Source organism: Tabrizicola sp., from assembly GCF_030694085.1.
GTDB lineage: Bacteria > Pseudomonadota > Alphaproteobacteria > Rhodobacterales > Rhodobacteraceae > Tabrizicola.
Genome location: NZ_JAUXZE010000042.1, coordinates 25,360 through 48,959, shown reverse-complemented (window position 1 = coordinate 48,959; position 23,600 = coordinate 25,360). Strand labels below are relative to the sequence as shown.

At 64.3% G+C, this 23,600-nt stretch carries 27 protein-coding genes and 2 tRNA genes; 13 read left to right on the top strand and 16 right to left on the bottom strand.

Annotated elements, in window-relative coordinates:
• From Q8M85_RS10770 to Q8M85_RS10760, 3 genes are all read left to right on the top strand, one after another.
• Positions 1-453 carry a heme-degrading domain-containing protein gene (locus Q8M85_RS10770; RefSeq protein WP_305544098.1) on the top strand — a complete coding sequence of 151 codons (453 nt, stop codon included), beginning with the start codon at positions 1-3 and terminating at the stop codon, positions 451-453.
• Positions 454-807: 354 nt separating this feature from the next.
• On the top strand, positions 808-1,422 hold the full coding sequence (locus Q8M85_RS10765) for a TetR family transcriptional regulator C-terminal domain-containing protein (protein WP_305544095.1): 615 nt from the start codon (positions 808-810) through the stop codon (positions 1,420-1,422).
• A 172-nt stretch (positions 1,423-1,594) separates the two neighbouring features.
• Positions 1,595-1,897, top strand: coding sequence for a hypothetical protein (locus Q8M85_RS10760; RefSeq protein WP_305544092.1), 303 nt, complete (start codon positions 1,595-1,597; stop codon positions 1,895-1,897).
• On the opposite strand, the gene Q8M85_RS10755 is transcribed toward Q8M85_RS10760, so the two are convergent.
• The 4 genes from Q8M85_RS10755 to Q8M85_RS10740 form a co-directional block, all read right to left on the bottom strand.
• Positions 1,894-2,475, bottom strand: coding sequence for a uridine kinase (locus Q8M85_RS10755; protein WP_305544089.1), 582 nt, complete (start codon positions 2,473-2,475; stop codon positions 1,894-1,896). The genes Q8M85_RS10760 and Q8M85_RS10755 overlap by 4 nt on opposite strands.
• Positions 2,472-3,770: an NAD-dependent dihydropyrimidine dehydrogenase subunit PreA gene (gene preA, locus Q8M85_RS10750; RefSeq protein ID WP_305544086.1), complete on the bottom strand. Its 1,299-nt coding sequence runs from the start codon at positions 3,768-3,770 to the stop codon at positions 2,472-2,474. Before preA ends, Q8M85_RS10755 begins: the two co-directional genes overlap by 4 nt.
• Before the next feature lie 87 nt (positions 3,771-3,857).
• Positions 3,858-4,322 (bottom strand): DedA family protein, encoded by a 465-nt coding sequence (locus tag Q8M85_RS10745; RefSeq protein ID WP_305544084.1) that lies wholly within the window; start codon positions 4,320-4,322, stop codon positions 3,858-3,860.
• Between the two features lie 132 nt (positions 4,323-4,454).
• Entirely contained in the window at positions 4,455-5,774 is a 1,320-nt protein-coding gene (locus tag Q8M85_RS10740) for an NAD(P)-dependent oxidoreductase (RefSeq protein WP_305544082.1), read from the bottom strand.
• Between the two features lie 250 nt (positions 5,775-6,024).
• Here Q8M85_RS10740 and accB point away from each other — a divergent pair, with 250 nt between their 5' ends.
• The 3 genes from accB (at position 6,025) to aat (ending at position 8,637) form a co-directional block, all read left to right on the top strand.
• Complete coding sequence (gene accB, locus Q8M85_RS10735; protein ID WP_305544080.1) at positions 6,025-6,513, top strand: acetyl-CoA carboxylase biotin carboxyl carrier protein; 489 nt, start codon at positions 6,025-6,027, stop codon at positions 6,511-6,513.
• A gap of 12 nt (positions 6,514-6,525) precedes the next feature.
• Positions 6,526-7,872, top strand: coding sequence for an acetyl-CoA carboxylase biotin carboxylase subunit (gene accC / locus Q8M85_RS10730; RefSeq protein WP_305544079.1), 1,347 nt, complete (start codon positions 6,526-6,528; stop codon positions 7,870-7,872).
• Positions 7,873-7,953: 81 nt separating this feature from the next.
• Positions 7,954-8,637, top strand: coding sequence for a leucyl/phenylalanyl-tRNA--protein transferase (aat, locus tag Q8M85_RS10725; protein ID WP_305544077.1), 684 nt, complete (start codon positions 7,954-7,956; stop codon positions 8,635-8,637).
• Here aat and Q8M85_RS10720 read toward each other — a convergent pair.
• From Q8M85_RS10720 to Q8M85_RS10700, 5 genes are all read right to left on the bottom strand, one after another.
• Positions 8,559-8,972, bottom strand: a complete 414-nt coding sequence (locus Q8M85_RS10720) for a DUF2155 domain-containing protein (protein WP_305544075.1) — start codon at positions 8,970-8,972, stop codon at positions 8,559-8,561. The genes aat and Q8M85_RS10720 overlap by 79 nt on opposite strands.
• Positions 8,969-9,448, bottom strand: a complete 480-nt coding sequence (gene mlaD / locus Q8M85_RS10715; protein ID WP_305544074.1) for an outer membrane lipid asymmetry maintenance protein MlaD — start codon at positions 9,446-9,448, stop codon at positions 8,969-8,971. Before mlaD ends, Q8M85_RS10720 begins: the two co-directional genes overlap by 4 nt.
• On the bottom strand, positions 9,448-9,822 hold the full coding sequence (locus Q8M85_RS10710; protein WP_305544072.1) for an NADH:ubiquinone oxidoreductase subunit NDUFA12: 375 nt from the start codon (positions 9,820-9,822) through the stop codon (positions 9,448-9,450). Before Q8M85_RS10710 ends, mlaD begins: the two co-directional genes overlap by 1 nt.
• Before the next feature lie 150 nt (positions 9,823-9,972).
• The gene (clpX, locus tag Q8M85_RS10705) at positions 9,973-11,235 is read right to left on the bottom strand and encodes an ATP-dependent Clp protease ATP-binding subunit ClpX (RefSeq protein WP_305544071.1); all 1,263 of its coding nucleotides are present in this window, start codon (positions 11,233-11,235) and stop codon (positions 9,973-9,975) included.
• A gap of 118 nt (positions 11,236-11,353) precedes the next feature.
• Positions 11,354-11,986: an ATP-dependent Clp protease proteolytic subunit gene (locus Q8M85_RS10700; protein ID WP_305544069.1), complete on the bottom strand. Its 633-nt coding sequence runs from the start codon at positions 11,984-11,986 to the stop codon at positions 11,354-11,356.
• A 155-nt stretch (positions 11,987-12,141) separates the two neighbouring features.
• Here Q8M85_RS10700 and Q8M85_RS10695 point away from each other — a divergent pair, with 155 nt between their 5' ends.
• Positions 12,142-13,308 carry an FAD-binding domain-containing protein gene (locus Q8M85_RS10695; protein ID WP_305544068.1) on the top strand — a complete coding sequence of 389 codons (1,167 nt, stop codon included), beginning with the start codon at positions 12,142-12,144 and terminating at the stop codon, positions 13,306-13,308.
• Here the strand turns inward: Q8M85_RS10695 and Q8M85_RS10690 are convergent.
• Positions 13,305-13,913, bottom strand: a complete 609-nt coding sequence (locus Q8M85_RS10690; RefSeq protein ID WP_305544066.1) for a CDP-alcohol phosphatidyltransferase family protein — start codon at positions 13,911-13,913, stop codon at positions 13,305-13,307. The two genes, Q8M85_RS10695 and Q8M85_RS10690, sit on opposite strands and share 4 nt — an antisense overlap.
• A gap of 211 nt (positions 13,914-14,124) precedes the next feature.
• Between Q8M85_RS10690 and Q8M85_RS10685 the strand changes: the two genes are divergently transcribed.
• A complete protein-coding gene (locus Q8M85_RS10685) occupies positions 14,125-14,613 on the top strand; it encodes a CAP domain-containing protein (protein WP_305544064.1) in 489 nt (162 codons plus the stop codon).
• A gap of 1 nt (position 14,614) precedes the next feature.
• Here Q8M85_RS10685 and Q8M85_RS10680 read toward each other — a convergent pair whose 3' ends face one another.
• The gene (locus Q8M85_RS10680; protein ID WP_305544061.1) at positions 14,615-15,928 is read right to left on the bottom strand and encodes an ATP-binding protein; all 1,314 of its coding nucleotides are present in this window, start codon (positions 15,926-15,928) and stop codon (positions 14,615-14,617) included.
• Between the two features lie 48 nt (positions 15,929-15,976).
• Between Q8M85_RS10680 and Q8M85_RS10675 the strand changes: the two genes are divergently transcribed.
• The 5 genes from Q8M85_RS10675 to Q8M85_RS10655 all read left to right on the top strand — a co-directional run bounded on the left by Q8M85_RS10675 (position 15,977) and on the right by Q8M85_RS10655 (position 17,978).
• Positions 15,977-16,843 (top strand): MBL fold metallo-hydrolase, encoded by an 867-nt coding sequence (locus tag Q8M85_RS10675; RefSeq protein ID WP_305544059.1) that lies wholly within the window; start codon positions 15,977-15,979, stop codon positions 16,841-16,843.
• A gap of 70 nt (positions 16,844-16,913) precedes the next feature.
• Positions 16,914-16,988 (top strand) — tRNA-Asn (locus Q8M85_RS10670).
• A gap of 120 nt (positions 16,989-17,108) precedes the next feature.
• Positions 17,109-17,182 (top strand) — tRNA-Gly (locus Q8M85_RS10665).
• 71 nt (positions 17,183-17,253) lie between these two features.
• Positions 17,254-17,565 (top strand): hypothetical protein, encoded by a 312-nt coding sequence (locus Q8M85_RS10660; RefSeq protein ID WP_305544056.1) that lies wholly within the window; start codon positions 17,254-17,256, stop codon positions 17,563-17,565.
• Positions 17,566-17,624: 59 nt separating this feature from the next.
• On the top strand, positions 17,625-17,978 hold the full coding sequence (locus Q8M85_RS10655) for a RidA family protein (RefSeq protein ID WP_305544053.1): 354 nt from the start codon (positions 17,625-17,627) through the stop codon (positions 17,976-17,978).
• Between the two features lie 71 nt (positions 17,979-18,049).
• On the opposite strand, the gene pgi is transcribed toward Q8M85_RS10655, so the two are convergent.
• The 5 genes from pgi to Q8M85_RS10630 form a co-directional block, all read right to left on the bottom strand.
• The gene (gene pgi / locus Q8M85_RS10650) at positions 18,050-19,648 is read right to left on the bottom strand and encodes a glucose-6-phosphate isomerase (protein WP_305544050.1); all 1,599 of its coding nucleotides are present in this window, start codon (positions 19,646-19,648) and stop codon (positions 18,050-18,052) included.
• A gap of 1 nt (position 19,649) precedes the next feature.
• Positions 19,650-20,321 carry a 6-phosphogluconolactonase gene (gene pgl, locus Q8M85_RS10645; RefSeq protein WP_305544047.1) on the bottom strand — a complete coding sequence of 224 codons (672 nt, stop codon included), beginning with the start codon at positions 20,319-20,321 and terminating at the stop codon, positions 19,650-19,652.
• Positions 20,318-21,769, bottom strand: coding sequence for a glucose-6-phosphate dehydrogenase (gene zwf / locus Q8M85_RS10640; RefSeq protein WP_305544044.1), 1,452 nt, complete (start codon positions 21,767-21,769; stop codon positions 20,318-20,320). The genes pgl and zwf overlap by 4 nt, the downstream gene beginning before the upstream one ends.
• A gap of 94 nt (positions 21,770-21,863) precedes the next feature.
• On the bottom strand, positions 21,864-22,562 hold the full coding sequence (locus Q8M85_RS10635) for an MgtC/SapB family protein (RefSeq protein WP_305544041.1): 699 nt from the start codon (positions 22,560-22,562) through the stop codon (positions 21,864-21,866).
• Between the two features lie 60 nt (positions 22,563-22,622).
• Positions 22,623-23,555, bottom strand: coding sequence for a DMT family transporter (locus tag Q8M85_RS10630; protein ID WP_305544038.1), 933 nt, complete (start codon positions 23,553-23,555; stop codon positions 22,623-22,625).
• Between the last annotated feature and the right edge of the window lie 45 nt (positions 23,556-23,600).

Here is a 23,600-nt window from a genome sequence, read left to right as displayed (position 1 = left end):
ATGGATATTGCTGACCTTGAAGCGGAGTTTGCCGCGCTTGAGCTGCCGCGTTTCGATGAGGCGACGGCCCTGCACCTGGGGCAGATCCTTGTTGACCTCGCGCTCCCGGACCGCCTACCGGTAGTCATCGACATCCGCACGGCGGACCGGGTGCTGTTTCACGCAGGCCTACCCGGGTCCGCACCGCTGAACGATCTCTGGGCGCGGCGGAAGTCGAATACGGCACTGATGTTCCAGGTGCCGTCCCTCCTGGTTGCGGCGCGGAACCGGGCGAAGAGTGAGGCCCTGGACAAGCACGGACTGTCGGGGGCGGACTATGCCGACAGCGGCGGGGCGGTTCCGATCCGGGTCAAGGGCGTGGGCGTGGTGGCGGTCGCAACCGTCTCGGGCTTGCCGCAGGTCGAGGATCACAAGCTGGTCGTACGAGCGATCAAGACGCTGCTGGCAGGCTAAACCGCCGACCCTTGTCTGTGCGGCGGTTTCTCGCAGGTGCTTGCATGCGTCGCGAAACTGCCAAGCTTCCTTGGGCAAGACTCAGGGAGACTTCAATGGTTTCAAGCTTCAAGCGTTCGCTCTTGCTTATCACCGCGCTGGTTCCACTACTCCTCTGGAGCATCATGCAGGCAGAGCAGTAGCCCGACGATCACCGTCTGCGCAGCGCAGTACCTGACGGCTGGCAAGGCGATCTTGGGACTGCTTTACCGTGCCCGAATTCGGCGCGGTTGCTCGACCAGATTGCGGCGAACCATTTGACCTTGAACGCGCCGCCGGGCTATCCAAGGGGTCCGCAGCCGTGTTCCAGGACCCATGTCGCCCACGCCCCGCCCCCGATCCCGCATTCAGCAGCGCAACCGCGAGGTCATCCTGGACGCGGCGCTTGAGGTGTTCTCGCTGCATGGGTTCCGGGGTGCGACGCTGGACCAGATCGCCGAAGTGGCGGGGCTGTCGAAGCCGAACCTGCTGTATTACTTCCGTTCGAAGGAAGAAGTTCACACAGCATTGTTGACCGGGCTTCTGGACACCTGGCTGGACCCGTTGCGGGCAATGAATCCCGCCGGACAGCCGTTGCAGGAGATCCTGGCCTATGTCCGGCGCAAGCTGGACCTGGCGCGCGATTTCCCAAGGGAGAGCCGTCTTTTCGCCAATGAAATCCTCCAGGGGGCACCGCGGATGCGGGCGGCGATCGAGGGTGACTTGCGGCGACTGGTCGAGGACAAGGCGGCGGTTCTGACCCGCTGGATGGACGAGGGGCGGATCGCCCGGGTCGATCCGGTACACCTGGTCTTCTCGATCTGGGCGCTGACGCAGCACTATGCGGACTTCGAGGTGCAGGTCCGGGCGGTCCTCGGGCCGGGGCGTGACCCCATTTCGGAAGCCGGTGGATTTCTGGAGACCCTCTTCACGCGGCTTCTGACGCCGTGATGTCCAGGGTGGACCGAATGACTTATCTTAAATGAATCAATGCACTATTAAAATATGTTAACCTTCTGGAAAGGTTTGGATCTGCGATCCCCGGCATTTTAGGCATTTCGGCGATGGCCGTTAGCAAAGTCTGAGGTATTGTGGCTCCAGGGGGTCAACATGGAGGTCGATCATGGACCTTGTTTCATCCATCCGGTCGCTGACGCCGGTTCTGCCATCCGTCTCGCAACAGGTCCCGGACCGGGCCACAAGCGTGGCGGCAGCACAAAGTGCGCGCCCGGTGACAGATACCTTGCGGCGCGAGGCTGTGCATCAGCCCGCGGGCCTCGCAGCGCAGATTGCGGTGGACCTTGCCGAACGGGATGAGGATCATCATCCCGCAGCCGAGGCAAGGGCGGTCGCCGCCCAGGCCGCACGCGACGCCTATATCAAGGCCAGCATCGCGGCTGGACTTAGCCCCCTGCCCCTGCCCTAATCCAGGTCAAGCATCAGGTCGAAAGCGGCCACAGGGGCGGTATCGGCGAAGTACCATTCTTCGGCCTCGTGCCATTGCAACTCCCACGGCCCCAGCGCGCCCTCCCGCGCGATCAGGCGGGCCTGGCGCAGCGCGTCGGGGACCCGGACAAGGATGCACAGATCGAAAAGGTCGCGCAGTTCGGGACGTGCGGCATAGACCCCTTCCAGAATGACGATTGGCGCCGGGGCAATCTCTGTCGCAATCCGGGACAGTGAGCCGTCGAAGGCGTCCCAGTCAAAGGCGTGATAGCGGGCGGGCTGGCCCTGCCGCAAGGCGGACAGCACCGGGCGCTGCGCCTGCCAGTCGATGCAGCGGGCAGCGCGGGCATGAGGCGGGTCGCCCGCGAGTCCGATGCCGCCGGCATAGAAGTCGTCGCCTTCGATCACCACAGCGGGCAATCGCTTGGCGAGGGCTTCGGCCAGCGTCGACTTGCCGGTCCCGCTGCGGCCGTCGATGGCGACGATCAGCGGCCCGGCCTGCCGCCGGGCTGCGTCTTCGATCCGCGCTGCGGCCTGATCGACCGCAGGTCCGTTCATTCAGCCGCCTGAGCCATCGGGTTGTTCGGGTGCGTCGTCCAGTCGGCGAAATCGCCGACAACCTTGCCGGTGCGCGGGTCAACGGCCCCCTTCGGCAGTTCGCGCATCGTGATGCAGTTGTCCACCGGGCAAACATCGACGCAAAGGTTGCAGGCCACACATTCGTCGTCCTTCACCGTGAACACCCGGTCGGGCGACATGGCGATGGCCTGGTGACTGGTATCCTCGCAGGCCGCATAGCAACGACCGCAAGAGATGCAGAGGTCCTGGTCGATCTCTGCCTTCGTCACGTAGTTGAGGTTCAGGTGCTGCCATTCGACGAAGTTCGGCACAGCGCGGCCGACCAGGTTGTCGAGAGACATCTCTTTATCGTCGAGGTATTGCGACAGGCCCGAGATCATTTCCTGCACGATCTTGAAGCCATAGGTCATCGCCGCAGTGCAGACCTGCACGTTGCCCGCGCCCAAGGCCATGAACTCGGCCGCGTCGCGCCAGGTGGTGACGCCGCCGATGCCGCTGATCGGAAGGCCGCGGGTTTCCTGATGCCGGGCAATCTCGGCCACCATGTTCAGCGCGATGGGCTTCACCGCCGGGCCGCAATAGCCGCCATGCGAACCCTTGCCGTCGATCATCGGGAAAGGCGAGAAGTGGTCCAGATCGACATTGGTGATCGACTTGATGGTGTTGATCAGGCTGACCGCATCCGCCCCACCCCGGTTCGCCGCCAGCGCCGGCGGAAGGATCGAGGTGACGTTGGGCGTCAGCTTCACGATGCAGGGCATGCGGCTGTATTGCTTGACCCAGCGCGTCACCATCTCGATGTATTCCGGGACCTGTCCCACGGCGGAACCCATGCCGCGTTCGGCCATGCCATGCGGGCAGCCGAAGTTGAGCTCTACCCCGTCGGCCTCGGTATCCTCGATCCGGGACAGGATGTCCTTCCACGAATCCTCGTCACAGGGAACCATCAGGCTGATGACCAGCGCCCGGTCCTTCCACTTGCGCTTGACCTCCTTGATTTCCTGAAGGTTCACCTCAAGCGGGCGGTCGGTGATCAGCTCGATGTTGTTCAGGCCCAGAAGGCGGCGGTCCGCGCCCCAGATCGCGCCGTAGCGCGGGCCGTTCACGTTGACGATGGGCGGGCCTTCCGCACCAAGCGTCTTCCAGACCACGCCGCCCCAGCCTGCCTCGAAGGCACGCTCGACGTTGTACTTCTTGTCCGTCGGCGGGGCCGAGGCCAGCCAGAACGGGTTCGGCGACTTGATGCCAATGAAATTCGAGCTGAGGTCAGCCATGAGAAGCCTCCTTGCGGCACGCGGGGAGTGATGCGGGGGAAGTAGGGTGGGCGATCCGCCCACCTTCCTTGACAGCAGGGCGGGCGGTCAGAACAGCGACCAGATCCAGCCGATAAGATCGCCGCCGACCTGGCCAAGCTTCGGCACGATGAAGGCCCAGGCCACGCAGCCAAGCGTGTTCCAGAACAGGAAGCGCGGCAGGGTCATGCCGCTCATCCCGGCCATCAGAAAGACCACGGGCCGGAAGATGGTGGTGAAATGGCCGATGAAGATTGTCACCGGGCCGTATTTGTCGAAGGTGGCCTGCGCTTTCGCCACCCAGTCCGGGTGGTCGCGCAAGGGTCGCATCGTCAGGATATGCGTGCCGTAGCGGCGCCCCAGCCAGTAGCTGAAGGTCGAACCGATCAGCGCCCCGACCGTGGCCCCGATCCAGAGCGCGTTGAACGACAGCGCCCCGGTCGCGGCCAAGGCCCCGACGGCGGCCAGAACGGGCGTCGAGGGGATCAGAAGCGACAGGAAGGCCGTGGTCTCGGCCGCCGCGAAAAGCACCATGATGAACGGAAACCAGGTCTGGTTCTGTTCGATGAAGGCGATGATGCTTTGCGCGAACTCTTCCAGGGGACACCTCTTGCCGCGCCCCTTCTGACCCGGGTCCCTGAATAAAGCAAGAGAGAAGCACAGCCATTACAAAGCCATAAGCTGGATGTGCATCGCCTCGGCGGCGTCGCGGCCCTCGGCGACGGCGGTGACGGTCAAGTCCTCGCCCCCCGCCGCGCAATCGCCGCCGACCCAGACCTTGCCCGAGGCTCCCGCTAGCTTGCCACCCGCGACAGGCAGGGTCCCGGGCGCGCCGGTAAGCGTCTGGCCGATGGCCTTGAAGACCTGGTCGGCCTTCAGGGTGAAGGTCTCGGCCGAGAGGGTCAGCCCCGTCGGGCCATCGGAGGTATAGGCGAACTCCACCGCTTCGGCACTGCCGTTGCCAAGGACGCGCACCGGGGCGGCGTTGTGGATGATCCGCACCCCGGCCTGGGCGGCGTGCTCCTGCTCGTAGCCCGAGGCGGACATCTTTTCCTGGCCGCGGCGATAGACGATGGTGACAGTCTCGGCTCCGAGGAGCTTCGACTGAACGGCAGCGTCCACGGCGGTCATGCCGCCACCGATCACCACGACATCGCGGCCGATGGGCAGGGTCGCGACATCGGGGGCCTGGCGCAGTTCGGCGATGAAGTCGACGGCATTGTGGACGCCAGAAAGGTCCTCGCCCGCAGCCCTGAGAGCGTTGACGCCGGCAAGGCCGATGCCGAGGAACACCGCGTCGAAGTCGGAGGTCAGCTGGTCAAGGCTGATGTCGCGGCCAAGCTCCATGCCGGTGCGGATCTCGATCCCACCGATCTGAAGCAGCCAGTCGACTTCCTTTTGCGCAAAGCCGCCGGTCGCTTTGTAGCTGGCGATGCCGTATTCGTTGAGCCCTCCGGCCTTGGGGCGGCGTTCGAAGATCACGACGTCATGGCCGTGCATGGCCAGCCGGTGCGCGCAGGCCAGGCCCGCCGGACCCGCCCCGACCACCGCGATGCGCTTGCCAGTGCCGGCTGCGCGGGCGAAGGGGTGCAGGCCCTTGGCCATCGCCTTGTCGGTGGCAAAGCGCTGGAGCCGCCCGATCTCGACCGGTTTGCCCTCGGCGGCCTCGCGGACGCAGGCTTCCTCGCACAGCGTCTCGGTGGGGCAGACGCGGGCGCAGATGCCGCCCAGGATGTTCTGGGACCAGATCGTCTTTGCGGCCACTTCGGCAGTGCCGGTGGCGATCTGGCGGATGAAAAGCGGGATGTCGATCGACGTCGGACAGGCCGTGATGCAGGGCGCGTCATGGCAGAAATAGCAGCGGTCTGCCGCGACCCTGGCCTCATGCGCATCAAGCGGCGGCTCGTGATCAGCGAAGTTCCTGCAATAGGTTTCGGCTGGCAGGCGACCCGGAACGATGCCGGGCGTCAGCGGGCTGTTCGTCATGGGACGTCTGGTCCTCCCCTGGGCTTGTTTCCGAAAGGCTGGCACAGGTCTTATTTTTTATCAAACGGTAAATTTTCCAGGCCGCAGTTTTCCCTGGCTTTGCCCAATTTCCAGGCAGCCAGCGTTGGTAGCGCCAACGCTTTCGCGGCTTTTCAGCCCCGGCCCGGTCGCGTATAAGCGCCGCATACCAGACTGCGGGGGGCCACGGCCAACCCGCGCGCGCCCAGGGCAGAGAAGAACAGAGGACCCGATGAGCAAGCAGAACACCGACACCGACGTTGCCTTCATCTCGGCGCTTGCCGAGCTTCTGAACAAGAACGATCTGACCGAACTGTCGGTGAAGCGGGAATACGGCGAGGATGACAGCCTGGAGGTTCGGGTCGTCAAGCAGTCGAACGTGGTGACGGTCGCCGCCGCTGCCCCGGCCCAGGTCGCGCATCACGCCCCCGTTGCCTCTGCGGCTGCCCCGGCTGCCGCCGTGGTCAACGAAGACCCGGCCCAGCATCCCGGTGCCGTGACCTCGCCGATGGTCGGCACGGTCTACCTGGCCGCCGAGCCCGGTTCCGCGCCCTTCGCAACCATCGGTGCCCAGGTCACCGAAGGTCAGACCGTTCTGATCATCGAGGCGATGAAGACGATGAACCACATCCCCGCCCCGCGCGCAGGCACGGTAAAGCGCATCCTGGTCGAGGATGGCCACCCGGTCGAATACGGCGCCCCTCTGATGATCATCGAATAAGGGAAGACACCCATGTTCGATAAGATCCTGATCGCCAACCGGGGTGAGATCGCGCTGCGCGTGATCCGGGCCTGCCAGGAAATGGGGATCAAGTCGGTCGCCGTTCATTCCACCGCAGACGCCGACGCGATGCATGTCCGCATGGCTGATGAGAGCGTCTGCATCGGCCCGGCCCCGTCCTCGGAAAGCTACCTGTCCAAGGCCGCGATCATCTCGGCCTGCGAGATCACCGGCGCTCAGGCGGTTCATCCGGGCTACGGGTTCCTCTCAGAGAACGCCGCTTTCGCGCAGGCGCTGGAAGATCACGGCCTGACCTTCATCGGACCCAGCGCGGAACATATCCGCATCATGGGCGACAAGATCACCGCCAAAGTGACCGCTAAGGAGCTGGGTATTCCGGTCGTCCCGGGCTCGGACGGCGGAGTTCCTGACTTCGAGACGGCGAAGACCGTCGCGGAAGAAATCGGCTATCCCGTCATCATCAAGGCCACCGCGGGCGGCGGCGGACGGGGCATGAAGGTCGCCACCAACGCGACCGAGCTTGAGATCGCTTTCCGCACCGCCCGCAGCGAAGCCAAGAACGCCTTCGGCAACGACGAAGTCTACATGGAGAAATATCTCCAGCGCCCACGCCACATCGAGATACAGGTTTTCGGTGACGGCAGGGGCGATGCGGTGCATCTGGGCGAACGCGACTGCTCCTTGCAGCGCCGCCACCAGAAGGTGTTCGAGGAAGCCCCCGGCCCGGCGATCACGCCGAAGCTGCGCAGCGAGATCGGCATGATCTGCGCCAACGCTATGAAGAAGCTGAATTACATCGGCGCGGGCACGATCGAGTTCCTGTACGAAGACGGCAAGTTCTACTTCATCGAGATGAACACCCGCCTGCAAGTCGAACATCCGGTGACCGAAGGCATCTTCGGCGTCGACCTTGTGCGCGAACAGATCCGCGTCGCCTCTGGAATGGGCCTGTCATTCACGCAAGATGAGCTGGAGATCAACGGTCACTGCATCGAGGTCAGGATCAACGCCGAGAAGATCCCGAACTTCTCGCCCTGCCCCGGCCGGATCACCCAGTTCCATGCGCCGGGCGGCCTGGGCGTGCGGATGGACAGCGCCATTTACGACGGCTACCGGATTCCTCCCTATTACGACAGCCTGATCGGCAAGCTGATCGTACACGGCCGCGACCGGCCCGAGGCTTTGGCGCGTCTGAAACGTGCCTTGTCCGAGCTGATCATCGACGGAATCGACACGTCAATTCCGCTGTTCCACCTGCTGTTGGCGGAACCGGACATCCAGAACGGCGAATACAACATTCACTGGCTGGAAAAGTGGCTGGCGCAGAAGTTCGCCTGAATTGACGGGGCGTTCCGACAGGGTCGCCCCGCCGCAAAAGTCCTGAAAGGCTTTTGCAAAATCCTTCAAAGGATTTTGTAGGTGACCGAGACAACGTCCTTCGAAGACCTTACCCCGGCCGTCCTGCTGCGCGCCTATGCGACGGGCATTTTCCCGATGTCGGATGGCCGCGACGATCCCGAAATCCACTGGATCGACCCGCGCCGCCGCGGCGTGCTGCCGCTGGACGGATTTCACATGTCACGTTCGCTGGCCAAGCGCGTCCGGTCAGGCTGCTATCGCGTCACCACGGACACAGTCTTCGACGCGGTGGTCGAGGCCTGTGCGGCACGCGATGAAACCTGGATCAGCCACCGCATCCAGCGGCTTTACGTGCAGCTGCACCAGCTTGGCTTTGCCCATAGCGTCGAGGTTTGGGATGGCCCTAAGTTGGTCGGAGGAGTCTACGGTGTCACCCTTGGCGCTGCCTTCTTCGGGGAAAGCATGTTCTCGCGCGCGACCGATGCATCCAAGGTTGCACTGGCTTTCGCGGTCCATCGCTTGTGGGCGGGGGGGTTCCGGCTCTTTGACACGCAGTTTCTGACACCACACCTGGCAAGCCTTGGCGGGACCGAAATCCCGAGGGCAGACTATCATCGACAGCTTGCCGAGGCGCTGGGCCAGACCGCGCATTTCGATCCCGTGGGCTATTCGCCGTCGCCAGTGTCAGTCGCGTCCGTGGCGCGCGCTTCCGGCAGGACGCAGTTCAGCACCCAGACGTCGTAGCGCGGGTGATCCAGCGCCGAAAGCGCAGGAGACGAGGCCAGCATCCAGCCTGCGAAGAGCTGGGTGTTGGTCGTCTCTTCCAGGATCGTCAAATGGGCTTCGGCGTCCGAAGCCGGGTTGCCGGTCGGAAAGCGGCAGCTGTCCAGCTGGACCACGAGGCGCCCGAACTTTGCCGCCTGCCCAACGCCCAGTTCGACATCGCCGGTTTCGCTGGTCAGCTTGTCAAGGAAGCGAAGCTCGGCACCCTGCGAGTCCGAGAATTCGGGACCAGCGGGCTGGACCTCCTGCGCGGACGCGGGAAACGCCATTGCAAGGAAGACGGCGAGCGCCCTCATGGCGTCGCCGTCGCGTCCGGGACCGCGTTGCCCTCGCCGCCGCCGCCGGCAAACTTCATCAGAAGGGTGATGAGGCTGACCGCGCCCTGAGTGTCTTCGATCTCGCCGCCCGGCTCCAGCACCTCCAGCGCGCCGCCGGGCTGCACCTCGACGAAGGTGCCGCCAAGCAGACCCTCGGACGACACAAGAAGGGTGGAATCGACCGGCAAGGCCACGTCGTTGCGCATCGAGATGGTGGCATCGGCGAAGAATGTTTCGGGGTTCAGGGACAAGGCGGTCACGGTGCCGACCTTGACGCCGGCCAGGCGCACGTCGGTGCCGACGTTGACCCCTTCGACCGAGCGGAAGCTGGCCGTCAGCGGATAGCTGGACGGCTGGCTGACCACGCCCGACCCCTGCACTGCGTAAAGCGCGAAGGCGGCGGCAATAGCCAGAACCGCCGCCCCGGCCACGATTTCTGCACGCTCGTAAGCCATCACTCGGGCTGCCAGGCCTCGTAGTCGCGGCGCGCGACGGGCTCTACCCGGCGGATCGAGCCGGGGGGCGCATAGGCGGCCTCGGTGCCGGTCAGGTTCTCCTGGTGCGGCTTTTCCCAGGCCTTGTGCTTGAGGGGCTGCTTGGTCGGCGGCTCGTCCCAGGTGTAGTGCAGCCAGCCGTGCCAATCGGGCGACACGCGCGAGGCTTCCATGTCGCCATTGTAGATCACCCAGCGCCGCTTGGCATCGGCGGTCTGGTAGAAGATGTTCCCCGCATCGTCCTCGCCCACGCGCACGCCCTTGCGGGCCGTGAACAGCTGGGTGCCGATGGTCTGGCTGTTCCACCAGGTCAGCAGGCGCTTGAGGAAATACATGTGCGGCCTCCGGGTTCGTTTCCCCCCATATGGCGGAAAGCCGGGCCGAGGTCTAGGGTCAAGCGCCAAGCCAAGCCGCGGCCACCACCAATCCCGCTCAAATGGAAAAGGCGGGCACATGGCCCGCCTTCGATCCATCATGTCAAAGGCTCAGGCCTTGACCGGCTCTTTCTTCTTGGTCTCGGTGTAGACCAGCATCGGCTTGGCGCCGTTGTTCACGGCCTCATCCTTGACGACGACTTCCTCGACCGAATCCATGCCGGGGAGTTCGAACATGGTGTCCAGAAGGATGTCCTCCATGATCGACCGCAACCCGCGCGCGCCCGTCTTGCGCTTGATCGCGCGCTTGGCGATGGCGATCAGGGCGTCCGGGGTGAAGGTCAGCTTGACGCCTTCAATCTCGAACAGGCGCTGGTATTGCTTGACCAGGGCGTTCTTGGGTTCGGTCAGGATGGTGACCAGCGCGGCCTCATCCAGGTCGGTCAGGGTGGCGATCACCGGCAGACGGCCGACGAATTCCGGGATGAGACCGAACTTGAGCAGATCCTCAGGTTCCAGCTCCTTGAAGAGCTCACCCACGCCGCGTTCTTCGGGGCCCTTAACATCAGCGCCGAAGCCGATGCCCGAGCCTTTGTTGCGCTGCGCGATGATCTTTTCCAGGCCCGCAAAAGCGCCGCCGCAAATGAAAAGGATGTTCGTCGTATCCACCTGCAGGAATTCCTGCTGAGGATGCTTGCGGCCGCCCTGAGGCGGAACGCTGGCGACAGTGCCTTCCATGATCTTCAGAAGCGCCTGCTGCACACCCTCGCCCGAAACGTCCCGGGTGATACTGGGGTTGTCCGACTTGCGCGTGATCTTGTCGACTTCGTCGATGTAGACGATCCCGCGTTGTGCGCGTTCCACGTTGTATTCCGACGCCTGCAGAAGCTTGAGGATGATGTTTTCCACATCCTCGCCCACGTAACCGGCTTCGGTCAGCGTGGTGGCATCGGCCATGGTGAAGGGCACGTCCAGGATGCGCGCCAGCGTCTGCGCCAGAAGCGTCTTGCCACAGCCTGTCGGGCCGATCAGCAGGATGTTCGACTTCGACAGTTCGATGTCGTTCTTCGAGGAATGGTTCAGACGCTTGTAGTGGTTGTGGACCGCCACCGACAGGACCCGTTTGGCGTGGATCTGGCCGATCACGTAGTCGTCCAGCACCTTGCAGATCTCGCGCGGGGTCGGCACGCCGTCCGAGGATTTCAGACCCGTGGTCTTCGTCTCCTCGCGGATGATGTCCATGCAAAGCTCGACACATTCGTCGCAGATAAAGACCGTGGGGCCCGCGATCAGCTTGCGCACCTCATGCTGGCTCTTGCCGCAGAACGAGCAGTAGAGAGTGTTCTTGCTGTCGCCGCCGGTGTTGTTCGCCATCCGCAGTCCTCTAAGCTTTCCCCGTGTCGCGGGGCCGGTGCCTTGGTGGAAGTTTAGGCCAACCCCCAAGGCACCACAATCCGAAAAACCCGCCGGACCATCCGGCGGGAATGGGGCGTCACTTCGACGTATCGTCGGCCTTTCCGCGGCTTTCCAGGATCTGGTCGATCAGGCCCCAGGCCTTGGCATCCTCGGCCGACATGAAGTTGTCGCGCTCCAGCGCGGCTTCCACGGTGTCGTAGTCGTTGCCGGTGTGCTTGACGTAGATCTCGTTCAGGCGGCGCTTCAGCTTCAGCGTCTCCTGCGCGTGGATCATGATGTCGGTCGCCTGGCCCTGATATCCGCCCGAGGGCTGGTGGACCATGATCCGGCTGTTCGGCAGACTGAAGCGCATCCCCTTCTCGCCGGCGGTCAGCAACAGCGACCCCATCGAGGCCGCCTGACCGATAACCAGAGTGGAAATCTTCGGACGGATGTACTGCATCGTGTCATAGATCGACAGGCCCGCGGTCACGACACCGCCGGGGCTGTTGATGTACATGCTGATTTCCTTGGACGGGTTTTCCGATTCCAGGAACAGAAGCTGCGCGCAGATCAGGCTGGACATGCCGTCATGGACCGGACCGCCCAGGAAGATGATCCGTTCCTTCAACAGCCGGCTGAAAATGTCATAGGCGCGTTCCCCGCGGCTCGTCTGTTCGACGACCATGGGGACCAGCGTGTTCATGTAGTGCTCAACGGGATCGCGCATCGGTGCCTGCCTCTTCTGTCTTTTCCGAGGAATATCGTCGAATGTATTGCCAGAGTCTTAGTGGGGCGGAACGGGGGCTGCAAGGCACCCCCATCGCTTTTGCCGAAGGGGTGATGCAGGCTTGAATCACCGCCCGTGCGACCTAGACCTTTGCCATGTTCACGCCCACTCGCGCCGCCGGTCTTGACCGCATCACCGCCTTCCTGCCCCGTGCCGGCCGCGACTACGCGGCGCTGCGCAACCTTGACCTTCCCGGGCACCCCCATGTCTCGACGCTGTCGCCCTGGCTGCGGCTCCGGCTGGTGACCGAGGCCGAGGTGATCGCGGCGACCATGAAGGCGCACCCACAGGGCGCCGAAAAGTTTCTGGCCGAGGTGTGGTGGCGCACCTACTGGAAGGGCTGGCTTGAACTGCGGCCCGCTGTCTGGGCAACCTACTGCCGGGGCGTGCAGGCGGCGCTGAACCGGCTGGCGGCCGAGCCGGGCTTGGCCGCGCGCGCCGAGGCGGCCATGCTGGGCGAGACCGGGATCGACGGCTTCGATCATTGGGCGGAGGAGCTGGTCGCGACCGGCTACCTGCACAACCATGCCCGGATGTGGTTCGCCTCGATCTGGATCTTCACCCTGCGGCTGCCATGGGAGCTGGGGGCGGACTTCTTCCTGCGTCACCTGATCGACGGCGACCCGGCCTCGAACACCCTGAGCTGGCGCTGGGTAGGGGGCCTGCAGACGCCGGGGAAGACCTATCTTGCGACAGCCGAGAATATCGCCCTGAACACCAAGGGCCGCTTCCGGCCCGAGGGATTGGCGACCGAGGCCCCGCCGCTGCCAATGTCGCCGATCCCGGCCCCGCGCCTTGCACCCGGGGGCGATGCGCTGGACCCGACCGTGCCAAGCCTGCTTCTGGTGACCGAAGAGGACCTGAGCCCGGAGTTCCTGCTGCACCAAGGCCTGCGCCCGCGTGGCGTGGCTGTGCTGACCGATGTCGCGGGCCGCTCACCGCTTGCCGTGGCCGATCCGGTGGATCGCTTTACCGCAGGAGGGGTGACCGATGCGCTTTCCCGGCTGGCCGCGCCCCACGCGCCCCGCTTCACACCGGCGGACCTGCCTGCCCTTCTGGCCCTGGCCGAGAATGAAAATGTGACGCAGATTGCGACGCCCCATGCGCCGACCGGGCCCATTGCCACGGCGCTGAACGACCTGGCCCGGCTTGCCGCTTCAAGGGGCATCGCCGTGACGCGCGTCCTGCGCGACCATGATCGGTTGGCCTGGCCCCATGCCACGCACGGCTTCTTCCGATTTCGCGAGGCCGTGATGGGCTAACGGAATGTTTGCACCGCCAGCGCCACACGCGCAGCGGCGGTGACAAGGCACAGCGCGCCGAAGATCCAGGCAGCCGGGACGAAGACTGTGGGAATCAGCACGATCAGCAGGAAAAAGAGGATGGTCTCGGTCCCTTCCAGAAGGCCCGCAGTGAAGTAGAGCGACTTCTCGCCCCGCGACACGGTCTCCATCCCGCGCTTTGCGGCCAGGATCGCGTAGCCCAGGAATGTGGCGCCGTTGACGTAGAAGGCCGCAAGCAGAAAGGCCCCCGCGGCCCCGTTCGATGCTGGATCGCAAAGCACGAAGGCAAAGGGGATCGCCCCGTAGAACGTGAAATCGCAGACGATGTCGAGATAGCCGCCGAAATCAGACTTGCCCCGCGCCCGTGCCACCGCGCCGTCAAGCCCATCGGCCAGGCGGCTTGCCAGGACCAGAAGTGCCACGATCACCCCGCTGAAGCCCAGGGCCACCAGCGCAGCCCCCGTCAGCCCCAGAGCCAGACCGACCACGGTCACCGCATCCGCCGAAGCGCCGCGGGCCGCAAGCCAGCGCCCGCCCCGGTTGAGCGGCGCGTCGATCACTTCGCGGATCATTCCATCAAGCATGCCGTCCCCCAGTCGTTTCGCACCATGCCACGAACCGACTGCAACAGTTCTCACGTTTGCGCAGGTGCACGGCAACACTTCGCTTATGTGACCCAGGGTTGAGTGTCCGAAGGCATCTTTCTCGCGTAATTCTTGGTTTGCGCCACATTCTGCCCGATTCTGGCCCAACTGATCCTGAAACTGGAAAGCTGCCACTGACCGGGGACCAGACATGCCGAACTGTTCGACCCTTGCGGCCGCTGCCGCATCCGCTTTCCTGTGCCTCGCCGGCGCTGCCCAGGCTGGCTGCACGGTTCCGACAAATGCCAGCGCAATGCAGCAGGAACTGCTGAGCAGTCTGAATGCCGAGCGCAAGGCGCGCGGCTTGCCCGCGCTGGTGCTGTCGGCCAAGCTTGACAAGGCCGCACAGGGCCATGCCTGTGACAACGCCAAGCGCAAATCGATCAGCCATACCTCGTCGGACGGGGGCACGCTGAAGACCAGGCTGCGCAAGGCCGGCTACGCCTTCCGCACCGCCGCCGAGAATACCGGACGCGGCTTTGCCTCGGGCGCCCGCGCCGTCCAGTGGTGGATGAACTCGCCCAAACACAAGGACAACATCCTTTTGCGCAAGGCCCGCGAAGTTGGCGTCGGCATCGCGGTCAGCCCCGCCCCGGACAACAAGCTGCACTGGATCATCGTCGTCGGCGCCTCGAAATAGCCTAGCGCGCGATCACAAGCTCGGCTTTCAGCCCCCCCAGCGCGGCGCTTTGCGACAGACGCAAGGCGCCACCATGACTAAGCGCGATGTCCGAGGCGATCGACAGACCAAGCCCGACCCCGGCCCCCCGATTGGGGTCCCGTGATGCATCAAGCCGCGTGAAGGCGCGCATGGCTTCGTCCCGCCGTTCAGCCGGGATGCCAGGACCATCATCCTCGACCGCGATCCGCAGGCTGCGTTCCAGGAAGGTCAGTCGCACCTCGACCCGATTGCCGTAGCGCTTTGCGTTCGAGATCAGATTTTCCACAGCACGGCCGACAGCTTGCGGTCGCATCTCGACCGTCTCCGGTACGCCTTCGATCCCGGCAAACCTCACGCGGTCCCCCGCCCTGTCAACCAGGCTTCGGATCAGCGCCACTGGATCGGTGACCTCGGAACCCTCCATCGCATCGCCACGGACAAAGGCCAGGAACTCGTCCACCATACGCTCCATCTGCACGACATCGGCCTGCAGCGCCGCCACTTCGGCATCCTCTGGCATCAACGACAGCGCAAGCCGCATCCGCGTCAGCGGCGTGCGCAGATCGTGGCTGACGCCCGATAGCATGAGGGTCCGCTGCTCGATCTGGCGCTCGATCCGGGCACGCATGTCCATGAAGGCGCGCCCCGCCGCGCGCACCTCCTGCGCCCCCCGCGGGCGATAATCAACCATGCGGCCCTTGCCAAACTCTTCGGCGGCCTCGGCCAGCTTGGTGATGGGACGCAGCTGGCGGCGCAGAAAGACGTAGGCGATGATCGTCAGCAGGATCGAGGCGACGATCATCAGGACGATCAGCTGATGTGGATTGGCGGCAGACATCCGGCGGCGGCTTACCTCGGCCTGAACTGGACCTAATTGGCTGTCGAAGCGCAGTACGACGATCCGGTTCTCGCCGGTCAGATCGACCGCCACCAGCGTTGGCAGCCGCTCGCGGAGGGTCGAAATGATGGTGCCGCCTGACAGGTCGATCAGGGCAAGCCTGTCCTCCACCGGCGCGGACGGACCGGCTGGGACCGTGACCGTGATCTGCAGCGCCTCGGCCATGGGAACGACCCGCGCCCGGACCTCGGCCAGGTCGGCGCTGGAATCGATCTGGTCCAGAAGGAAGCCCAGGTCGATCGCAACACCTTGCGTCATCTGGCTGGTCACGTCTTCATAGAAGCGCTGGATGAATTCGGTCGAGAAGACCAGCTGAAGCGCCACGATCGGCACGATCAGGATCAGTGCCGCGCGACCGTAAAGACCTCTGGGAAGGATACGTTGAAAGACCGACATCGCCCGCCAGCCTATCCGCCCTGCCCCCGCTTGGAAAGCCGAGAGCCCATGACCAGCGACCCTCCGATCCGACAGCTTCTGGCCCCGAACCCATCACCGCTGACGGGCAAGGGGACGAATACCTGGGTGGTGGGGGCGACCGACCTTGCAGTGATCGATCCCGGGCCCGATGCCCAAGGCCACCTCGAGGCGATTCTTGGGGCTGTTGGTCCCGGTCAGCGCATCAGTCATGTCGTCGTCACCCATACGCATCTGGACCACTCGGCACTTGCCCGCCGTCTGTCGGCTGCAACAGGTGCTCCGATTCACGCCTTTGGCACGGCGACAGACGGTCGCAGTCCGCTGATGGACCGCCTGGCCCCAAGCCTGCCTGCCCACGCCGAGGGGCTGGACCGCGACTTCCGACCCGACCACTGCCTTGCCGAGGGCCAGACGCTCCATGGACCGGACTGGAGCCTTGCAGTCCTCCACACGCCGGGACACCTGGGCAACCATATCTGCCTGGCTCTTGGAGACCTTCTGTTTTCGGGCGATCATGTGATGGGCTGGTCGTCGACCATCATATCGCCGCCAGATGGTGACATGGCGGACTATATGGCGTCGCTTGCCCGACTGGCTGCCGGATCGTGGCGCCGTTTACTGCCGGGGCATGGCGATCCCGTCGCCGACCCCGCCGGGCGCCTGGCCGAACTGGTGACGCATCGCCGCCAGCGCGAAGCCCAGATACTCCGGGCGCTGACGCGGGTCGCAGCAGATATCCCGGACCTGACGCGCCGCGTCTATCTGGACACTCCGCGCCATCTTCTTCCCGCTGCCGAACGCAATGTTCTGGCGCATCTCATTGATCTCGAAGCGCGAAAACTGGTCGCGGCTGAACCGGACCTGCGGCCGGACGCCCGCTTTGTCCGCCGCTGAAGCCAGGACAAGTTTCCCGCCATTTGCCCCTTGCCGCCCCCTGACGGCCTTGCTATAGACCCGCCCGTGTTCCGGCGTAGCTCAGCGGTAGAGCAGTTGACTGTTAATCAATTGGTCGTAGGTTCGATCCCTACCGCCGGAGCCAACACCATCAAGGGCCCGTGAGCGATCACTGGGCCCTTTGTGTTTTGCAGACGCCGTGCCCCGGAATTCGCGCTGCGACCGACTTGCCTTTCTGGCCTGGAATGGCTAGATCGCTTCCATCGCGGGTGTAGCTCAATGGTAGAGCAGAAGCTTCCCAAGCTTACGACGAGGGTTCGATTCCCTTCACCCGCTCCAGCCTATATCGAAGATTGACACCGGCACGCGGGCGCTTAAGCCTGCTGAAAACGCCGCTTCAGGATCTGCATATGTCCCCTCGTGGTCTTGCGCTGCCCTTCTGCCTTGCCCTTTCCGCCTGCCTGCAGGAGACCGGCCCGACCGAGCCCTATGCCTTTGTCGGTTCGTGGGATTGCGGTGTCGATACCTTCACATTTACAAACAGCACCTACAATAACGGCTCCAACACCTACACGATGCAAAGCGTCAGCCGCGATGGGCGCAATTACATCCTGCGCTTTGCCAACGGCTACACGATCGCGCTGGCCGCAGTGACACAGACCGGGCTTACCTGGGTTTCCGGCGCCTCGGGCGACCAGTTCAACTGCCGTCGCGTGAACTGACTTCCGTTCCGGCGCGGAACCGGCTAACCAGCCGCCCGACGCCAATGAGGAGAGGCCCCATGAACACCGACATCACCCGCTACGGCACCGGCCCCCGCATGTCCGAGGCCGTGGCCTATAACGGCATCCTCTGGGTCGCTGGCCAACTTGGCGAGCCTGGCGGCTCGGTCGCGGACCAGACCGCCCAGGCACTGGCCGCGATCGACGCGATCCTGGCCAAGGCCGGGACCGACAAGACCCGCATCCTCTCGGCCCAGATCTGGCTGGCCGACATGGCGACCTTTCCCGAAATGAACTCGGTCTGGGACACCTGGGTCCCGCAAGGCCACACTCCGGCCCGCGCAACGGGCGAGGCGAAACTGGCGACCCCCGACTACAAGGTCGAGGTGATCGTTACCGTAGCACTGAAGTAACTTCGCCGCGCAACGCCTTGAATACAAAGGACCGAGGTCTCCTGGCCCCGGTCCTTTTGCGTTGTGCAAGGTCAAATCCGCAGGAACCCGACCAGCGCCGCGGTCGATCCATCCTTGCCCGTCGTCCCCGCCCTGCCCTCCAGCACCGGTTGCAGGGCCAGCGCCAGTTCCTTGCCCAGCTCGACCCCCCACTGGTCGTAAGAGTTGATGTCCAGGATCACGCCCTCGACGAACACCCGGTGTTCATACAGCGCGATGATCTGTCCCAGCACGAAGGGCGTCAGCTGGTCGTAGGCGAGTATGGTAGACGGCCGATTGCCCGGGAACACCCGATGCCGCGCCTGACGCTCCAGCTCGGTCCCCGTCGCACCCTTCTTCGCCATGATCACCCGCGCCTCGTCCAGTGACCGCCCGCGCAACAGCGCCTCGGCCTGCGCGAGGCAGTTCGACACCAGAAGTAGGTGCTGATGTGCCAAGTCTGGCTCATGTCCGCGCCGGGCCACCAGGAATTCGCATGGCACGACCCGCGTGCCCTGGTGAATCAGCTGGTAGAAAGCGTGCTGGCCGTTCGTCCCGGGCTCGCCCCAGACCACGGGGCCAGAGTGGGTTTCGAGGTCCGTGCCGTCGATGGCCACGCGCTTGCCGTTACTCTCCATCTCCAGCTGCTGAAGATATGCAGGAAGCCGCGCAAGCCGTTGATCATACGGCAGAACCGCGCGTGTCGCATAGCCGCAAAGCTGGTTGTGCCACAGACCCACCAAAGCCAGCATCACCGGCATGTTTGCCGCGAACGGTGCGGTCAGGAAGTGCTGGTCCATCGCCCGGCCACCGGCCAGAAACTGATCGAACGCCTCTGGACCGATGGCGATCATCAGGGAAAGCCCGATCGGACCCCAGATCGAATAGCGCCCACCAACCCAATCCTCGAATCCGAAAACACGCGATGAATCAATGCCATAAGCGGCTGTCTTGTCAACGGCCGTCGACACGGCCGCAAACTGCGCTGCAGGGGTCTTCACCCGTTCAGCCATCCAGCGTTTCGCCGTGTCGGCGTTGGTCATCGTCTCGATGGTGGTGAAGGTTTTCGAGGCGACGATCACCAGGGTCGTTTCCGGGTTCAGACCGCGCAGCACGTCGTGGATATGCGCACCATCCACATTGCTGACGAAATGGCAGCGCGGGCCGTCCGCAAGGGGCGCCAAAGCCAGATAAGCCATCGCCGGCCCAAGGTCCGACCCACCGATACCGATGTTCACCACATCGGTGATCCTTCCGCCCTGGCCCTTGAACGCCCCGGATCGTACCTCCCGCGCAAATGCCGCACATGTCGCACGGATGCGGCGGACCTCGTGCAGCACGTCCTTGCCATCGACTGTGATGACCGCGTCGTCGCCCGCCCGAAGCGCCACGTGCAGCACCGCCCGGCCTTCCGTGTCGTTGATCTTGGCGCCAGAGAACATCGCCGTGCGCTTCTCTGCGACGCCCGATGCCTTGGCCAGGGCCACCAATGCCGCGCGGGTCGCAAGGTCGATGTTGGTCTTGGAGTAGTCGAACAACATTCCGTCGGTACGGACCGAAAAGTCAGCGGAACGGCTTTCATCAAAGAGATCAAGGATATGCCGGCCCTTGTTCGCATCGTGAAGCCGTTGCAGTTCAGCCCATTTGCTCATATTATTCCGCCCAATGCACGGTTGCGTTGTCAAGGACGGCGCGCACCGGCGCCTCCATCGGGGTCAGGGTCATCGCGCGCTCCAAAGCGGCCCGCTTTTCCGGCCCGGTAATCAGAAGGTGAATGTTGAAGGCCTCCCTCAAGGTCGGTGCCGTCAAGGTGACCCGCGGCTCCCCCGCAGCCGCGGCCCGCATCGGCAGCAGCGCCGGAGCCTGCGAGGACAGCGCCTCCTCAAGCCGGTCCGCGCCGGGGAAAAGGCTAGCCGTGTGCATGTCCGCCCCCATCCCCAAAAGCAGGACCGAGATCGGCAGATGCGGCTTCAGGCCGTCTTCCAGCGCCTGCAGCATCTCTTCGGGCTGCTCGGCAGGGGCATACAAGGGCACCAAGCGCGCCTGCGCCGCCCGGCCCCGCAGCAACCGCTCGCGCACCAGCCGGGTGTTCGAACGCTCTGACGACTCCGGCACCCAGCGTTCATCGTTCAGCACGACAGCCACATTAGCCCAGTCCAGATCGACCCCGGACAGGGTATCGAAGATCGGTCCCGGAGTCGTTCCCCCCGGCACCGACAGGGTTGCCTTGCCTTCGCGCCGCAGGAAATCGGCCAGTTGCCCGGCGATGGTATTGGCCAGGCCCAGCATCAGAAACTCCCGGTCCGGGTAGGTCTCCAGCTTCATTCGCGTATCTCCCGCCAGCGCCGACCGTCGCGGTGCATCAACATCAACGCGTCTTCGGGACCCGAGGATCCGGGGTCATAGGTCTGGGGCCTGTCGCCCCGCGCCTCCCAGCCCTCGATGATCGGGTCGGTCCAGGCCCAGGCAGCCTCAACCTCGTCGCCGCGCATAAAGAGGGTCTGGTTGCCCCGGATCACATCCATGATCAGGCGTTCGTAGGCGTCCGGCACGTCCTCGGCATCGTCGATGGCATCGGCAAAGGACATGTCCAGCGGGACCTGCATCAGGCGCATGCCGCCGGGGCCGGGTTCCTTGATCATGACCATGAGGTTCATCCCCTCGTTCGGCTGCAGCCGGATGACCAGCACGTTCTCGTGCCAACCGCTTGCGTCGTCGAAAATCGCATGTGGCGGCTGCTTGAAGGTGATCGCAATCTCAGACGCCCGCGCGCGCAGGCGCTTTCCGGTCCGCAGGTAGAACGGCACCCCCTGCCAGCGCCAGTTGGAAATCTGCACCTTCAGCGCGATGTAGCTTTCCGTCTTCGACGCCGGGTTTTCCGAGTGCACGACGTAAGACTTTTCGCCACGCCCTGCCCCGTATTGCCCCCGGACGATATCCTCGGTCTTGACCGGCTTCAGTGCGCGGATCACCTTCAGCTTTTCGTCCCGCACCGCGTCGGGATCGAAATGGTACGGCGGCTCCATCGCGATCAGGCACAGAAGCTGCATCAGGTGGTTCTGCACCATGTCCCGCATCGCGCCGGACTTGTCGTAATAAGCCCCGCGCCCGTCGACGCCGACCGTCTCGGCCACCGTGATCTGGACGTGGTCGATGTATTCGGCTTTCCACAGCGGCTCGAACAGGATGTTGGCAAAGCGTACCGCCATCAGGTTCTGGACCGTCTCTTTCCCGAGATAGTGGTCGATCCGGTAGATCTGCGTCTCGTTGAAATGCTTGGCCAGCACCTCGTTCAACGCCTTCGCACTGGCCAGATCGCGGCCGAATGGCTTTTCCACCACGATCCGGCTCCAGGCATCGGCGATCTGATGCTCGGACAACCGCTGCGCGATATCGCCGAACAGGCTGGGCGCGACCGAGAAATAGAACGCCCGCACCACGTTCTCGCGCATCAGCGCCTTCAGCGCAGCCCAGCCCCCGGTGCCCGTCGCGTCGATCGAGACATAGTGGATGCGCCCCAGGAAGCCTTCGATTGCCGCATCATCTTGACGGGCCTTCGGGACGAACTCGGCGATAGCCTCACGCACCTGCTGCCGGAACGCTTCATCGGTCAGATCCGCCCGCGCTGCCCCGATCATCCGGCTTTCAGGAACCATCTGGCCCGCCAGGAACCGACGGTAAAGCCCCGGAAGGATCTTGCGGCGCGCAAGATCGCCTGTGCCCCCGAAGATCACCAGATCGAAGACATCCACCGGAATGACACGCGAAACCATGATCGTCTCCTGCGAGGGCGCTGTTAGCGCTAACGGTGGCCTTCTACAGGCTGCCTCGCCTTCTGTCTAGCATTGCCGGACCGACGGGGAAACATCAGCCGTCTTCCAGCGCCTCCCATCGCACGCGGATCAGACCCGGCTCAGCGGCAAGCCGCTGCACTGCCTGTTCCAGCGCCACTTCACCGACGGCTTCCGCCGTCACAGTCGCGGACAGGTCAAGCGTCTGCCCCTGGTCCGTTGGCGACACACCGATCTCCGAGATATGCAAGCCTCCCAGCGACAGCGTCCGCAGCATCAGGCTGCGCACCTCGACTTCCTGGGCGGGGTTCACGGCCACTTGCACCCGATAGGCCCGGATCACTGGGATTCCCGCCCGCGTGTAGTGCTTCAGAAGCTTGACCAGCGGACGCAGGCCCAGGTTCACGAAGACCACCATCCCGGTCAGCAGAATTGCATGCTCCCAAGCCCCGTTTCCGGCCATCATGCCAACACCCGCCGAACACCACAGCGTCGCCGCCGTGTTCAGCCCGTGGACGTTGAACCCGTCGCGGAAAATGATCCCTGCGCCCAGAAAGCCGATCCCCGACACGATCTGAGCCGCCACCCGGGTCGGGCTGACTTCATCCGGGTACAGGCCCGAGAAGATCACAAAGCTCGCGGCCCCCAAAGCGACCAGCGCATTGGTCCGAAGACCCGCCATGCGCTGCCGGACCTGGCGCTCCGAGCCGATGATCGCGCCGCAGGCCAAAGCCGTGAAAAGGTTGACTGCTGCCGTCTCAAGTCCCGCCACCATCGCCGCCCCCGGTTCCGATGGCCCATCCGACCATGTGGTGCTGCCGAAGTAAACTGGCGCTCAGCCTCTCAGTTCCGCGCGCTCGGACCACCACAAGATCAACATCGCCCCGCTGACCATCGCGCAGCCAATCAGTTCAGCAGAGCCCAGTCTCTCGGACAAGACCAACCAAGCCAGCACCGCCGCCAGTCCCGGCTCGACCATCGAGGCGATAAGCCCCACTCCCGCGGACCGGCACCGTGCTACGCCCGAGCAGTAGATGACATAGGCAAGCGCCGTGGGACCGAGGCCGAGATAGATCACCAGAGCGACTGTCTTCCAGCCGTTCTGGGCCGGTGGGGCGATCGACTGCGGATCAAGCAGCACGAGGCCCAGCAGCAGCATGATCCCCGCCAGCGTCAGTCCCGCACCGACCACGATCAGCGGGCCGACTTCGCGGGTCATGTCCCTGGCACTTTCGGTCATCACCACGAAGGCGATCGAGGCCGCAAGGGCCAGTCCCAGACCCGGCACCAGCGATTGGGGTGACGCAACCTGGCCGTGGCCCACCGCGAACATTGCAAGCCCCACGGCCGCAAGACCCAAGGCCAGCAGCGCCACCCGGGACACGGGTTGGCTCCCCCGGATGGCGGACCAGCCACAGGCCAGAAGCGGCGGAAGGCAGACCGTCACGAACACCGTTGCCGTCACCCCAAGAAGCGTGAAGGCCCGGAAGAGGCAGACCTGGAAAACCGCACATCCCGCTGCAAATGCCAGAAGCTGCTGCAGATCAAGCCGCCGGAAGGCGGCAAACCGATCCTGCCGACTGACAATTGCCAGCGCCAGGATCACCGGCCCGCCCACGGCCATCCGCGCTACTCCCATGACGACGTCCGAAAGCGTCTCTGATGCGGGAATCATCCGGCTGGCGACACCCACTGTTGCCCAAAGCGCGGCCGCGGCCATGATCTGCAGCAACCCGATCGCCGACCCGTCGCGCACTGCCACCTGCATGCTGATCTCCTACCGATTTCGGCAGAAGACTAACCTCGGCGGAAC